10 protein-coding genes and 1 tRNA gene are annotated in these 14,937 nt (G+C 68.9%); 5 read left to right on the top strand and 6 right to left on the bottom strand.

Features of this window, described 5'->3' with window-relative positions:
* Positions 1-53 precede the first annotated feature (53 nt).
* Positions 54-1,763 carry a carbohydrate binding domain-containing protein gene (locus tag ACNFOC_RS17835; protein ID WP_416960091.1) on the top strand — a complete coding sequence of 570 codons (1,710 nt, stop codon included), beginning with the start codon at positions 54-56 and terminating at the stop codon, positions 1,761-1,763.
* 129 nt (positions 1,764-1,892) lie between these two features.
* On the opposite strand, the gene ACNFOC_RS17830 is transcribed toward ACNFOC_RS17835, so the two are convergent.
* From ACNFOC_RS17830 to sucC, 6 genes are all read right to left on the bottom strand, one after another.
* Positions 1,893-3,377, bottom strand: coding sequence for an HNH endonuclease (locus ACNFOC_RS17830; protein WP_416960090.1), 1,485 nt, complete (start codon positions 3,375-3,377; stop codon positions 1,893-1,895).
* A 139-nt stretch (positions 3,378-3,516) separates the two neighbouring features.
* Positions 3,517-3,604: transfer RNA gene (locus tag ACNFOC_RS17825), tRNA-Leu, on the bottom strand.
* A gap of 196 nt (positions 3,605-3,800) precedes the next feature.
* Positions 3,801-4,244, bottom strand: coding sequence for a MarR family winged helix-turn-helix transcriptional regulator (locus ACNFOC_RS17820; RefSeq protein WP_416960089.1), 444 nt, complete (start codon positions 4,242-4,244; stop codon positions 3,801-3,803).
* 148 nt (positions 4,245-4,392) lie between these two features.
* Positions 4,393-5,979 carry an aldehyde dehydrogenase family protein gene (locus ACNFOC_RS17815; protein ID WP_416960088.1) on the bottom strand — a complete coding sequence of 529 codons (1,587 nt, stop codon included), beginning with the start codon at positions 5,977-5,979 and terminating at the stop codon, positions 4,393-4,395.
* 169 nt (positions 5,980-6,148) lie between these two features.
* Entirely contained in the window at positions 6,149-7,030 is an 882-nt protein-coding gene (gene sucD / locus ACNFOC_RS17810; RefSeq protein WP_416960087.1) for a succinate--CoA ligase subunit alpha, read from the bottom strand.
* 11 nt (positions 7,031-7,041) lie between these two features.
* The gene (gene sucC, locus ACNFOC_RS17805; RefSeq protein WP_416960086.1) at positions 7,042-8,172 is read right to left on the bottom strand and encodes an ADP-forming succinate--CoA ligase subunit beta; all 1,131 of its coding nucleotides are present in this window, start codon (positions 8,170-8,172) and stop codon (positions 7,042-7,044) included.
* 179 nt (positions 8,173-8,351) lie between these two features.
* Here sucC and ACNFOC_RS17800 point away from each other — a divergent pair, with 179 nt between their 5' ends.
* The 4 genes from ACNFOC_RS17800 to ACNFOC_RS17785 all read left to right on the top strand — a co-directional run bounded on the left by ACNFOC_RS17800 (position 8,352) and on the right by ACNFOC_RS17785 (position 14,936).
* On the top strand, positions 8,352-10,034 hold the full coding sequence (locus ACNFOC_RS17800) for a thiamine pyrophosphate-binding protein (protein WP_416960085.1): 1,683 nt from the start codon (positions 8,352-8,354) through the stop codon (positions 10,032-10,034).
* 11 nt (positions 10,035-10,045) lie between these two features.
* Positions 10,046-11,278: a formyl-CoA transferase gene (gene frc / locus ACNFOC_RS17795; RefSeq protein ID WP_416960084.1), complete on the top strand. Its 1,233-nt coding sequence runs from the start codon at positions 10,046-10,048 to the stop codon at positions 11,276-11,278.
* A gap of 4 nt (positions 11,279-11,282) precedes the next feature.
* Positions 11,283-13,427 carry an acetate--CoA ligase family protein gene (locus ACNFOC_RS17790; protein WP_416960083.1) on the top strand — a complete coding sequence of 715 codons (2,145 nt, stop codon included), beginning with the start codon at positions 11,283-11,285 and terminating at the stop codon, positions 13,425-13,427.
* A 120-nt stretch (positions 13,428-13,547) separates the two neighbouring features.
* Positions 13,548-14,936: an OFA family MFS transporter gene (locus ACNFOC_RS17785; RefSeq protein ID WP_416960082.1), complete on the top strand. Its 1,389-nt coding sequence runs from the start codon at positions 13,548-13,550 to the stop codon at positions 14,934-14,936.
* The last annotated feature ends 1 nt before the right edge of the window (position 14,937 follow it).

Raw genomic sequence — 14,937 nt, 5'->3', positions numbered from 1 at the left:
CTCCACCACCCCGCCCCGACGGGCAACCCGGCACCCCCGAAAGGGGAACTGTCATGCGCCTGGCAAGATTCGCGGCTTCCGTGGCCGCCCTCGCGCTCTCGGCCACCGGCGTCACCATCGCCCTGGCCCCCGCAAGCAGCGCCGCGGCGAGCAGCGTCTACTCCGTGGCCCCCTACGTCGACATGTCGAACAGCCAGGAAGGCCTGCTCGACACCGCCATCACCGGACACAAGCTCAAGGCCTACACCGCGGCCTTCGTGCTCGGCGTCGGCTGCAACCAGATCTGGGGCGACACGCTCCCCATCGGCAACGACTCCTACACCGACCCCGAGATCGCCAGGGCGAAGGCCGAAGGCGCCTCCGTGATCATCTCCTCCGGCGGGGCCAGCGGCGAACCGCTCGCGTGGACGTGCTCCACCCAGAGCAGCATCGACGCCGGGTACCAGGCCATCATCAACGACTACGGCGTCACCCAGCTCGACTTCGACATCGAGGGCGCCGCCATCGCGGACACCGCGGCCGCGGCCCGCCAGATGCAGGCGATGAAGGACCTCAAGGCGTCCAACCCGAACCTGCAGTTCTCAATGACCCTGCCGGTACTGACGAGCGGACTGACCGGCGACGGCGTCAACATCCTCAAGGCCGCCAAGAACGCGGGCATCAAGATCGACGTGGTCAACATCATGGCCATGGACTACTACGCCGGCACCGGCACGGAGATGGGTCAGGGCGCGCTCTCCGCGGCCAGGGCCACGCTGGCGCAGATGCAGTCCGTCGACTCCGGTTACACCTACGCCAACCTCGGCATCACACCGATGATCGGCAAGAACGACGACGGTTCCACCTTCACCCTGGCCGATGCCCAGACGGTGGAGAGCTTCGCCGCGCAGAACGGTGTCGGGCGCCTGGCATTCTGGGCGATCACCCGGGACCAGGCCTGCGGCGGAAGCGCCAACTCCCTTCCCACCTGTAGCGAGATCAGCCAGAACAGCCTCGCGTTCACCGACGCGTTCGTGCCCTACGAGGGCAGCTCGGGCGGCGGCGGAGGCACCACCAGCGACTTCTCCCTGTCCCTGTCGCCGGGCTCCGCCTCGGTCACCCAGGGCGGTTCGGCGACCGCGGCCGTCTCCACCGCCGTGACCTCCGGCAGCGCCGAGTCCGTCGGCCTCGCCGCGTCCGGCGCGCCTTCCGGAGTCAGCGTCTCGTTCAGCCCCAACTCCGTTACATCCGGAGGCAGTTCGACGCTGACGGCGACGGTCGGTTCGTCCGTCGCCGCGGGCACGTACCCCATAACCGTCACCGGTACGGCCGCGACCGGCAGCCACAGCGCGACCTACACCCTCACGGTCACGACCACCGGAGGCGGCGGAGGAGGAGGCGGGGGCTCACTGACCAACTCCGGCTTCGAAACCGGCAGTCTGAGCCCGTGGACCTGCACGGGCGGCAGCGCGGTGGTCTCCACCCCGGTCCACAGCGGCAGCCACAGCCTCCAGGTCGCCCCGAGCGCCGGCAGCACCGGCGAGTGCGACCAGAACGTCAGCCTGTCCCCCAACACCGCCTACACGCTGACCGCCTGGGTCCAGGGACCGTACGCCTACATCGGAGTCACCGGCGGCGCCTCCGGCACCTCCTGGTCGAACAGCGCGAGTTGGAACCAGCTCAAGGTGAGCTTCACCACCGGCAGCAGCGGAGCGGTCACCGTCTACGTCCACGGCTGGTACGGCCAGTCCAACGTCACCGCCGACGACTTCACCCTCGGCTGAGCACACCGGCACGGGCACCTACCCGAGTTGACACAGCGTCACCAATGCGCCGTGGCTGGGCTATTGGGCTCCGGTCGCGGCGCAGGTCGATGCTTCCGTCAGGCCGAGCTCGTGGTGGGTGCGGACAGCTCACCGATATGTCTTCGGTGGGGTTGCCTTCCACACCCGGTCGAGGGAATCGTCCCAAGTGCCGTCCCGGTCGAAACTCGCGGCCCGGCAGCCACGGGACATGGGTGCCGCAGCGCTGTGGCGCCAGGGAGCGTCCCCGATCCGGGCGATGGCGTGGCCGCAGTACCGGCAGGCCGTGTGCCCCATCAACTCATCGTTCAGCCGCTCGAATTGCGCGGTACGGTCCGCCACCTCCTCCTTGATGCCCCGCAGCACATCCTCCGCACTGGACACCCCCGCCGAACCGATGATGTCGCGCACGAGTGCCGCCGCCTCGATCGCGATGTCGGCCCGCCGCGCGGCGTCGACCAGGCTCTGCGCACCATCGCTGCGGGGCGACTTGCGCACCGTCCGTTCCGCCAGGTCAACAGACGGGCGGTTCGACACCGCCGACCGGTCACTGCCGGCCGCCCCCTGCTGCGTATCTCCGTCCCTCAGGCGTCTGCGGGCGACTTCGAAGGCCCATGCCTCGGTGGATGCCTTCTTGGAGACGTTGAAGTGAGTGCTGGTCGCCGAGTCCATCACGGTGTGGAACTCGTCCATCAGCGCTCCCCAGTGGTAGCCGCCGGCGAAGTCCTCCGGGCACCAGCCGTAATGACGCACGAGTTCGTCACGGACCCGGTCGAAATGGCGCAGGCTCTTCCGCACCGATCCGCGCGTCTCGATGTGCAGGCCGACGCGTTCCGCCGTCGCCAGCGTCTCCGGGTCCACGCCCTCCCATTTCATATGGCCGTCGCGCTCACAGGCGTAGTCGACCCAGGACCAGAAGGCCTCGGCGTCCGCGACATCGGGCGCCTCACGGTGGTGGCGTGGGCAGAGGAGTGCGAAATTGCGCACGTCGTTGGAGCCGCCGAGCGACTCCGGGACCACATGGGCCCTCTCCACCGGCGCCTGCCAGCAGATCAGACAGATCGGCTCGTCGAGACCGAGGTAGTCGGCGATGGCCCGGACCGGAGGCCTGGACCGGCGCCCGTCAGGACTGCTGTCCCGGTTGCGTACGCGCAGCTCACGGTGGTCGTAGGAGTGTTCACGGTCGGGGTCTCGTACGGTGAAGAGGTCAGGGATGTCCTCGCGTTGCGGCTCGGGGTTCCTCACGTGGAAGAGCGGTGTACTGATCTCCGTGAGATACGGGCCGAGGAACCCCAGCAGGAAATCGTGGATGACCTCCAGGACATCGGCGTCGTAGTCACCGGCGGCGTCGCGGTGCCCCTGGATGTCGAGGTAGACGTAGCGCGGGGCGCCAGGGCTGGTCGCAGCGGCCTTTTTGAGGATCGAGAAGAGGCGGGTGGCGCACTTGGTGAAGTCCTCCTCGACCCGCATGTCGTGATACAGCGCGATGCCCTTCGGCTTCGCATCGACTTCCGGCCGCCCGGGAAGGGCCGCGCTCTGCGGGGCCTCGGGGCGGAAAGGTTGAGCCGTCGTCGACTTCTGCTGGTCGTCGTTCATGGAGGCGCACGCTAGCCGCCGCCACTGACAATCGTCCGACCTGGGGATCTGCCCGCTGTTGGTCACACGGTCGGTCGCGCCACGGCCCGAGAAACAGAAAGACCCCAGATCAACTGGGGTCTCTACTGGTTACTGGTACTGGTGTCCGAGGGGGGACTTGAACCCCCACGCCCGTTAAAGGGCACTAGCACCTCAAGCTAGCGCGTCTGCCATTCCGCCACCCGGACCAGGTGTCTGCCGCCTGGCCGGGGGTGTTCCCCGCGGCGACATGGACAACAATACCAAGCTTTCGGAGCGCCTTTCACCTGCATATCCACCCCTGGGAGAGCCGGTCGCGGAAGGCCCGCGACCTGCGGAGAACCGCCACCACGGGTGAACGACCGGCTACGCGCACAGGCCGGATTCCGCCACTCCGCCACCCCCTCACGCCCGCTCCGTGAGCACCAGTGTCCGCAGTGCCCGTACGAGTGACGCCGCCGTCTCCTCGTCCAGCGGAGCGAGGAAACGGCGCTCCGCCGCACGACGGGCCTTCTCCGCCTGGCGCAGGCAGTCCCGACCCTCCGGCGTCAGTTCGACGATGTTCTTACGGCGGTCCTGCGGGCTGCGGCGCCGCTCGACCAGACCGTGGTCCTCCAGACCGTCGATCAGGGACACCATCGTGGTGCGGTCGACCCCGAGCCGCCCGGCGGCCTCGACCTGTGACAAAGGCTCCCCCGCCGAGAGCACCACCAGTACGGCCAGCTCATGACCGTCCACCCCGTGCGATGCCAGCGCCTCCGCCGATGTCCTGGCCAGTCTGGCCTGGGCGTGCTTGAGGAGGTAACCGAGCCGGGACTCCAGGGGCGCGGGCTGCTGATCGTTCGCCATCCGTCGACTGTATGGGGACGCGCGGACCCGGGACGCCCTCGCCTTCGAGGGCCGCCACCAGCAGGGCGCGGCCTCGGTGGGATCACGCCGACCGGGGAGGTGATCGCCGGGCGGCACTCGGTGGACGCGAGCGCCGCCCGGCCGTAGGTCACGGCATGAGCTGGTACTCCGGGAAGTTCCCGGGCAGCCGCTCCCCCACCGGCCCGTGTGTCACCGCGCGGATGAGGAGTTCGCCGCCGACGAAGGCGCCGCGCCAGGACGCGCCGAAGCCGCCGAACAGTTCCTCGCGGTCGCCGCGGGAGCGTGGTGTGCCGTGGCCGACCTTGAACGCGCGGATCTGCGGGGCCAGTCGGTCGTAGGTCGCCCGGTCGTCGGTGGACAGGGTGGCGACCAGCGCGCCGTTGGACGCGTTCATCGCGGCCAGCAGCTCCGCCTCCGTGTCGACCAGGACGATGGTGTCGACCGGGCCGAACGGTTCCGCGTGGTGCAGCGGGGACGACGGCGGCGGGTTGAGGAGCGTGACGGGGCGGACGTACGCCGAAGTGTCCCGCCCTGGAAGGAAGTTGGCCTCGGACAGCCTGCCGCGGTGGAGCGGTACGGCGCCGCGGTCGATCGCCTCGGCCACCTGGTCGTGGAGTTCCTTGGCCTTGGCCGCGTTGATCACGGGTCCGAAGTCCAGTTCCGGATACGGGTCTTGGGCGTGCCGGACCGCAAGTGGGTGGCCGACGCGGAGAGTTCGGACCGCCGGGAGGTAGGCCGTGAGGAACTCGTCGAACAGCTCGCGCTGGACGACGAAGCGCGGATACGCCGTGCAGCGCTGCTTGCCGTAGTCGAAGAGCTTGGGGATGACCGCGGTGAGGGTGTCCCAGTCCGTGTGGTTCCAGATGCCCCAGGTGTTGAGTCCTTCCTGTTCGAGGATGTGCCGCTTGCCGAGGTCGGCTACGGCCGTGGCCACCGCGGCCCCGGTGTCGCGGCCTCCGACGAAGGAGACGCAGCCGATCTCGGGCGCGCGGACCAGCGCCTCCGACAGCTCGCCTCCGCTGCCGCTGACGAGGGTGACGGGGATCCCCTCGCGAGCGGCGAGCGCCGCGGCGAGGGTGAGGCAGGCGACGCCGCCGTCGGTCGGGGTCTTGGCGATGACCGCGTTGCCCGCCAGCGCCTGCACGAGCATGGCGTGGACGAGGACGCTCATCGGGTAGTTCCAGCTCGCGATGTTGGACACCGGGCCGTCCAGCGGGGTGCGGCCGGCGAGCATCGGCTCGATGCCGTCGACGTACCAGCGCACGCCGTCGATGGACCGGTCCACGTCCGCCTGCGCGAGCCGCCAGGGCTTGCCGATCTCCCAGACCAGCAGCAGCGCGAGGAGTTCGCGGTGCTCGGTCAGGGCGTCCAGCGTGGCGGCGACACGGGCACGCCGCTCATCGAGCGGGACGTGGCGCCAGGCGCGGTGCTGGTCGAGGGAGGCACGTACGGCCCGGCGGGCGGTGGACCGGTCCAAGCGGGGCGGGCCGGCGATGGGGCTGCCGTCGACGGGACTGGTGGCGGGCAGCGCCTCGCCGTCCCGCTGCCAGGCCGCGTTCCAGAGGTTGAGGACACGGTCGTCCTGGAACGCCTCGGGCGCGACGGCGAGGCAACGCCGCCAGGCGTCACTCCAGGACGTGCCCGCCTTGAGGGTCGGGGTGATGTGAGTGGGCGTGGAGGTGGGGGTGGAACCGGGCGTGAGGGTTGATGCCATGCTTCTGCTCCGCTCTCGGTGCACAGTCGGGGCGGGGTGAGGCAGGAACGGTCCAACGTACGAACTGTCGTACAGATGAAGCTAGTTGCGCTCGAAGGAGCACAACAGTCACGGCACATCGACTATGAGTGACGTCACGTGCCCCTTGCGGGCTGGGGTCGAGTGCCGCCTACAGGAGATTCAACCGGTCCAACACCAGCCGGGCGGTCTCCGTCGGCGTGCTTCCGACCTTCACTCCTACGGCCTCCAGCGCCGCCTTCTTCGCCGACGCCGTGCCGGAGGAGCCCGACACGATGGCGCCCGCGTGGCCCATCGTCTTGCCCTCGGGTGCGGTGAAGCCGGCGATGTAGCCGACGACCGGCTTGGTGACGTGATCGCGGATATAGGCGGCGGCACGTTCCTCCGCGTCACCGCCGATCTCCCCGATGAGGACGACGAGTTCGGTGTCGGGGTCGTCCTGGAACGCGGCGAGGCAGTCGATGTGGCTCGTGCCGACGACGGGGTCTCCGCCGATGCCGACGCACGTCGAGAAGCCGATGTCCCGTAGTTCGTACATGAGTTGGTAGGTGAGGGTGCCCGACTTGGACACCAGGCCGATACGGCCCGGCTTGGTGATGTCGGCGGGGATGATGCCCGCATCGGCCTGGCCTGGGGTGATGAGGCCGGGGCAGTTGGGGCCGATAACCCGGGTGCCCTTGGAGCGCGCGTACGCCGTGAAGGCGACCGAGTCGTGGACCGGGATGCCCTCGGTGATGACGACCGCGAGGCCGATGCCCGCGTCGGCGGCCTCGATCACCGCCGCCTTGGCGAAGGCGGGCGGCACGAACACGACGCTGACATCGGCTCCCGTCGACCGCATACCGTCGGCGACCGACCCGAAGACCGGGACGGCCCGGTCGTCGAAGTCGACGGTGCGGCCGGCCTTGCGCGGGTTGACGCCGCCGACGACGTTCGTGCCGGCCGCGAGCATGCGGCGGGTGTGCTTCATGCCCTCGCCGCCGGTCATGCCCTGGACGAGGACCTTGCTCTCCTTGGTGAGGTAGATCGCCATGTCCCGGCTCCTTAGCGTGCGTTGGCGAGGTCGGCGGCGCGACGGGCGGCGCCGTCCATGGTGGTGGCCTGCTGGACCAGCGGATGCGCGTGCCCGTCGAGGATGGCTCGCCCGCGGGCCGCGTTGTTGCCGTCGAGCCGGACGACCAGCGGCTTGGTCAACTGGACGGATTCCAGGGCCCGTACGATGCCGTCGGCCACCGCGTCGCACGCGGTGATCCCGCCGAAGACGTTGACGAACACCGACTTCACGGCCGGGTCGGAGAGGATGACGGACAGGCCGTCGGCCATGATCTGGGCCGACGCCCCGCCGCCGATGTCGAGGAAGTTGGCGGGGCGGGCTCCGCAGCCTGCGACCACGTCGAGCGTCGACATCACCAGGCCCGCACCATTGCCGATGACGCCGACCTCGCCGTCGAGCTTGACGTAGTTGAGCCCCTTCGCGGCGGCCGCCGCCTCGAGCGGATCGTCGTGCGCCGCACCCTCGGCACCCCAACGCGCCTGCCGGAAGCGGGCGTTGTCGTCGAGCGTCACCTTGCCGTCGAGAGCGAGGATCCGCCCCTGCTTCGTCCGCACGAGCGGGTTGACCTCGACCAGTACGGCGTCCTCGCGGACCAGCACCTCCCACAGCCGTACGAGGACGTCGACGGCCTGCGGCGGCAGTCCGGCCGCCTCGGCGATCTCGCCCGCCTTCGCCGAGGTGACGCCCTCGACGGGGTCGATGTGTATACGGGCGACTGCCTCCGGTCGACGGGCGGCGATCTCCTCGATCTCCATACCGCCCTCCGCGGACGCGATCGCGAGGAAGCGGCCGGCCGCGCGGTCGAGGACGTAGGAGACGTAGAACTCGCTCTCGATGTCGACGGGTTGGGCCAGCATCACCTTGCCGACCCTGTGGCCCTTGATGTCCATGCCGAGGATCTGCCGTGCCGTCAGCTCGGCGGCGGCCGGGTCGGCGGCGAACTTCACTCCGCCCGCCTTGCCTCGCCCACCGGTCTTGACCTGCGCCTTCACCACGACGCGTCCGCCCAGCCTGCGGGCGATCTCCCGCGCCTCCTTGGACGAGGCGGTGACCTCGGCCCGGGGCACCAGGATGCCGTGTTCCTCGAAGAGTTCCCTTGCCTGGTGCTCGTACAGATCCATCCGAGCTCCTCGCTGCTGTGTCTGTCCGGGGAGCGACCCCCCGTCCCCCGAAAAGTGCCGCACGCCCCCTGGACACCACCCACCGGATGCGGGATAACAAGGTTCATACAGTATTCGTCGACTGTATGCAATGTACCGCGAGAGCCTTCCAACCCCCTACGAAGGGACAGGACTTCGCCATGCCCGACGACACCCAGGACGTGATTTCCGGTGGTCATCTCGTCGCCAAAGCCCTGAAGGCCGAGGGGGTCGACCGCATCTACACCCTGTGCGGCGGCCACATCATCGACATCTACGACGGCTGCGTCGACGAGGGCATAGAAGTCGTCGACGTACGCCACGAACAGGTGGCAGCCCACGCGGCGGACGGTTACGCGCGGATCACCGGCAGGCCGGGGTGCGCGGTGGTCACCGCGGGTCCCGGTACGACCGACGCCGTCACCGGCGTCGCCAACGCCTTCCGCGCCGAGTCACCGATGCTGCTGATCGGCGGTCAAGGGGCCCTGACCCAGCACAAGATGGGGTCCCTCCAGGACCTGCCGCACGTCGACATGATGACGCCGATCACCAAGTTCGCGGCGACGGTGCCGGACACGGCGCGCGCCGCCGACATGGTGTCGATGGCGTTCCGCGAGTGCTACCACGGCGCGCCCGGCCCCTCCTTCCTGGAGATCCCGCGCGATGTCCTCGACGCCAAGGTGCCGGTGAGCAAGGCGAGGGTGCCGAAGCCCGGCGCCTACCGCGCCTCGACCCGCTCGGCCGGCGACCCCGAGGCGATCGAGAAGCTCGCCGACCTGCTGGTCCACGCCGAGAAGCCGGCGATCCTGTTGGGCAGCCAGGTGTGGACAACTCGCGGCGCCGAGGCGGCCATCGGCCTCGTCCGCACCCTCAACATCCCCGCGTACATGAACGGCGCGGGGCGCGGCACCCTCCCGCCCGGCGACCCGCACCACTTCCAACTGTCGCGCCGGTACGCCTTCTCCAACGCCGACGTCATCGTCATCGTCGGCACGCCCTTCGACTTCCGCATGGGCTACGGCAAGCGGCTGTCGCCGGACGCGACCGTCGTGCAGATCGACCTCGACTACCGCACCGTCGGCAAGAACCGCGACATCGACCTCGGCATCGTCGGCGACGCAGGGCTCGTGCTGAAGTCGGTCACCGAGGCCGCTTCCGGGCGCATCAACGGTGGTGCGTCGAGGCGCAAGGAGTGGCTCGACGAGCTGCGCGCCGCCGAACAGGCCGCGATCGAGAAGCGGTTGCCCAGCCTGAGGTCGAACGCCTCACCGATCCACCCGTACCGTCTGGTCAGCGAGATCAACGACTTCCTCACCGAGGACTCCATCTACATCGGCGACGGCGGCGACATCGTCACCTTCTCCGGTCAGGTCGTGCAGCCCAAGTCGCCCGGCCACTGGATGGATCCGGGCCCCCTCGGCACCCTCGGCGTCGGCATCCCCTTCGTGCTGGCCGCCAAGCAGGCGCGACCGGACAAGGAGGTCGTGGCCCTGTTCGGCGACGGCGCGTTCTCCCTCACCGGCTGGGACTTCGAGACCCTCGTCCGCTACGACCTCCCCTTCGTCGGCATCGTCGGCAACAACTCCTCGATGAACCAGATCCGTTACGGCCAGGCAGCCAAGTACGGCCTGGAGCGTGAGCGGGTCGGCAACACCCTCGGCGACGTCCACTACGACAAGTTCGCCCAGATGCTGGGCGGTTACGGCGAGGAGGTCCGCGACCCCGCCGACATCGGCCCCGCGCTGCGACGCGCCCGCGAGTCGGGCAAGCCGTCGCTGATCAACGTCTGGGTCGACCCGGACGCGTACGCCCCCGGAACCATGAACCAGACGATGTACAAGTGAGGTGAACGGCCATGACCGCCAGGGCACTTGAAGGCATCCGCGTCCTCGACATGACGCACGTCCAGTCCGGCCCCTCCGCCACCCAACTCCTCGCCTGGCTCGGCGCCGACGTCGTCAAGCTGGAGGCGCCGACCGGTGACATCACGCGCAAGCAGCTGCGCGATCTCCCGGACGTCGACTCCCTCTACTTCACGATGCTCAACTGCAACAAGCGGAGCATCACCCTCAACACGAAGACCGAGCGCGGCAAGCAGATCCTCACCGAGCTGATCCGGCGCTCCGACGTCATGGTCGAGAACTTCGGGCCTGGCGCGGTCGACCGTATGGGGTTCACCTGGGATCGCATACAGGAGATCAATCCCCGGATCGTGTATGCGTCCATCAAGGGCTTCGGGGACGGCCCGTACACCAACTTCAAGGCGTACGAGGTGGTCGCGCAGGCGATGGGCGGGTCGATGTCGACCACCGGCTTCGAGGACGGGCCGCCGCTGGCCACGGGCGCTCAGATCGGTGACTCCGGCACAGGAGTGCATACAGTAGCCGGGATACTGGCGGCACTGTTCCAGCGCGAGAGCACCGGCCGCGGTCAGCGGGTCAACGTCGCCATGCAGCACGCCGTGCTGAACCTGTGCCGGGTGAAGCTGCGCGACCAGCAGCGCCTGGCGCACGGGCCGCTCGCCGAGTACCCGAACGAGGACTTCGGCGACGAGGTGCCCCGCTCGGGCAACGCGTCCGGCGGCGGTCAGCCCGGCTGGGCGGTCAAGTGCGCGCCGGGCGGCCCGAACGACTACGTGTACGTCATCGTGCAGCCGGTCGGCTGGAGGCCGCTCACCGAGCTGATCGGCCGGCCCGAGCTGGCCGAGGACCCCGAATGGGCCACGCCGGAGGCCCGGTTGCCGCAGCTCTCCAAGATGTTCCAGCTGATCGAGGAGTGGTCCTCCACGCTGCCCAAGTGGGAGGTGCTGGAGCGGCTCAACGCCCACAACATCCCGTGCGGGCCGATCCTCTCGACCAGGGAGATCATCGAGGACGAGTCGCTGGTCGCCAACGAGATGGTCGTGACGGTGCCGCACCCCGAGCGCGGCGAGTTCGTCACCGTCGGCAGCCCGCTGAAACTCTCCGACTCCCCCGTGGACGTGACCAGTTCACCGCTGCTCGGCGAGCACAACGAAGAGGTCTACATCGGCGAACTCGGTCTCGGCGACGAAGAGTTGCGCCTCCTCAAGTCGAACGGGGTGATCTGACGTGATGGCAGAGGACCGGGTGCTGAAGGTGCGCGCCCTGCTCGACTCCGTGCGGGCCGAGGGGCGCCTCGCGCTGACCGCACCCGAGGGCAAGGTGATCGCCGACGCGTACGGGATCGCCGTACCGGGTGAGGAGTTGGCGACGGACGTCGACGAGGCCGTGGCGTTCGCGGCGCGGTTCGGCGGGCCCGTCGTGATGAAGATCGTGTCCCCCGACATCCTGCACAAGACCGACGCCGGCGGAGTCATCGTCGGGGTCGAGGGCGCGGCGGACGTACGGGCCGCGTTCCACAGGATCGTCGACAACGCGCGGGCGTACGACGCCGACGCCCGCATCGAAGGCGTCCAGGTACAGGAGTTGCTGCCTCAGGGGCAAGAGGTCATCGTCGGCGCCGTGACCGACCCGACGTTCGGGAAGGTGGTCGCGTTCGGGCTCGGCGGGGTGCTGGTCGAGGTGCTGAAGGACGTGACGTTCCGGCTCGCTCCCGTGACCCCGGACGAGGCGTTGTCGATGCTGGACTCGATCCGGGCGGCGGAGATCCTGCGCGGGGTGCGCGGCGCGCCGGCCGTCGACCGGTGGGCGGTCGCCGAGCAGATCCGCCGGGTGTCCCAACTGGTCGCGGATTTCCCGGAGATCGCCGAGGTGGACCTGAACCCGGTGATCGCGACGCCGGAGGGCGCGGTCGCGGCGGACATCCGCGTGATCCTCGCCGAGTCGCAGCCGGTAGCCCGTCGACGGTATACACGCGACGAAATCCTGACGACGATGCGCCGGTTGATGGAGCCGGCCTCGGTCGCCGTGATCGGTGCCTCGAACGAGCAGGGCAAGATCGGCAACTCGGTGATGCGCAACCTCGTCGACGGCGGCTTCGCCGGCGAGATCCACCCGGTGAACCCCAAGGCCGATGACATCCTCGGCCGCAAGGCGTACAAGAGTGTCACGGACGTTCCCGGTGAGGTGGATGTGGCCGTCTTCGCCATTCCCGCCAAGTTCGTGGCAGCGGCACTGGAGGAGGTGGGGCGCAAGAACATCCCCAACGCCGTCCTCATCCCCTCCGGGTTCGCCGAGACCGGCGAAGTCGCGCTCCAGGACGAGATCGTGGCGATCGCCGAGCGCTATGGCGTCCGCCTCCTCGGGCCGAACATCTACGGCTACTACTCGACCTGGCAGGATCTGTGCGCCACGTTCTGCACGCCGTACGACGTGAAGGGCGGGGTGGCGCTGACCTCGCAGTCCGGTGGCATCGGGATGGCCATCCTGGGGTTCGCGCGGACCACGAAGACAGGGGTGTCTGCGATCGTCGGGCTCGGCAACAAGTCGGACCTGGACGAGGACGACCTGCTGACCTGGTTCGGGGAGGACCCGCACACCGAGTGCATCGCGATGCACCTGGAGGACCTCAAGGACGGTCGCGCGTTCGTCGAGGCGGCCCGAAAGACCGTACCCCGTAAGCCTGTTGTGGTCCTCAAGGCGGGTCGTACGGCGGCGGGCGCGAAGGCCGCCGGGTCGCACACGGGCGCGCTGGCCGGCGACGACGCCGTGTACAGCGACATCCTGAAGCAGGCCGGAGTCATCCGTGCCCCCGGGCTGAACGACATGCTGGAGTACGCGCGCGGCCTGCCCGTGCTGCCGACTCCCAAGGGAGACAACGTCGTCATCATCACCGGCGCCGGCGGCAGTGGCGTGCTCCTCTCCGACGCGGTGACCGACAACGGCCTTTCCCTGATGGAGATTCCGCCCGATCTGGACGCGTCCTTCCGGGAGTTCATCCCGCCGTTCGGGGCCGCGGGCAACCCGGTCGACATCACCGGGGGCGAGCCGCCGTCGACGTACGAGGCGACGATCCGGCTCGGCCTGGAGGACCCGCGGATCCACGCGCTGGTCCTGGGTTACTGGCACACCATCGTCACTCCCCCGATGGTCTTCGCGGAGCTCACCGCGCGCGTGGTCGCCGAGTTCAGGGAGCGCGGGATCGAGAAGCCGGTGGTGGCGTCTCTCGCGGGTGACGTCGAGGTCGAGGAGGCCTGCCAGTACCTGTACGAGCGCGGGGTCGTGGCGTATCCGTACACGACGGAGAAGCCGGTGGCCGTGCTCGGCGCGAAGTACCAATGGGCGCGCGCCGCAGGGTTGTTGGGCGGTGGTTCATGACGTGAGTCGACGCGGGGCCGGCCGACAGTGCGGTCGGCCGGCCCCGGGGACCCGTGCGCACGCGAAAGGCATTGGACAGGGGGCGCTGGCCAGAACTTTCGACGCGAGGGGCACTGAGCGATGGCAACAACGGACTACCCAATGTCCGCCCCCTACAGGGAGGTGACGGACCGTCACGGCCGTGTGTACCGCATCGGTGAATCCGATGTCGACATCATGGGCCGGGCGCGCAAGTGGATGGTCGTCCTGCCCTGGGTGGGCATGATGGGCATCAGCTCCGCCGAGTACGCGTTCACGTCGGCGGAGGAGACGCTCCACGACGCGCATCTGTGGAACAGCGGACACATCTTCTGGCTGATGGGCGTCTGGGTGTTTTTCCAGGCGGCCGTGGCCTTCCCGGCCGGGCAGTTGCGCGAGAGCGGCAGACTCCCGGCCCGTACGGCCATGTTGATCGGCGCGGTGGGCACGTTGCTGGGCTATCTGGCGCTGGCGTTCGCGCCGAACGTGCTCGTCGCCTACTTCGGCTTCGGCATGTGCAGCGGTATCGGCGCCGGTCTTGTGTACGCGACGTGCGTGAACATGGTCGGCAAGTGGTATCCGGAGCGCAAGGGCGGCAAGACGGGCTTCGTCAACGGCGGATTCGCCTACGGGTCCGTGCCGTTCGTGTTCCTGTTCACCTCGGTGCTGAATCTCGGCAACTACAAGGTGCTGCTCAGCCTGGTCGGCATCGGACTGTGTCTGGTGGTGGCGTCGGCGGGCTGGTTCTTCCGTGATCCGCCGAAGAACTGGTGGCCCGCGCACGTCGATCCGCTTCTGACGACCCAAGACCCCAAGGTCCGGCGGGCGTTGGAGAAGAACCCGCCGGCGATCAAGCAGTACACCCCCAAGGAGGCCGCCCGTACCCCCGTGCTCTGGATGATGTGGTTCTGTCTGCTGTGCACGGCCGGTATCAACATCTTCGGCATCGCCTTCCAGGTGCCGTTCGGCAAGGACATGGGCTTCGCGGGCGGGATCGTGGCCACGGCGATGTCCCTGAAGGCGATCGTCAACGGCACCGGGCGCGGTGTCATCGGCTGGATCTCCGACCGCTACGGCCGCCGCCACACGCTGATCATCGTGTGCCTCGTGCTCGGCAGCGCGCAGTTCGGCGTGCTGGTCTCGGGCCAGATGGGCAGCATGCCGTTCTTCCTGTTCTGCTCCATGGTCTCGGGTTTCGGCGGCGGGGCGATCTTCCCGCTGTTCGCGGCCATGACGGCCGACTACTTCGGTGAGAACAACAACGCCAGCAACTACGGGATGGTCTACAGCTCGAAGCTGATCTCGGGGCTCGTCGGCTCCGGTCTGGGCGCGGTCGTCGTCGGTGAGTGGGACTACCACGGCGCGTTCGTCCTGGCCGGTTCCGTGGGCCTGGCCTCCGCGGTGCTGGCGATCTTCCTCAAGGCTCCGGGCAGGCCCAGCGCCCGGCGCATCGCCCCCAACCCGCACCCGCTCGGCGAGGAGATGGCGTGAC

The organism is Streptomyces colwelliae (genome assembly GCF_048158785.1).
Taxonomy (GTDB): domain Bacteria; phylum Actinomycetota; class Actinomycetes; order Streptomycetales; family Streptomycetaceae; genus Streptomyces.
The sequence above is the reverse complement of the archived record's forward strand: the minus strand, read 5'-3'. Positions and strand labels throughout refer to the sequence as shown.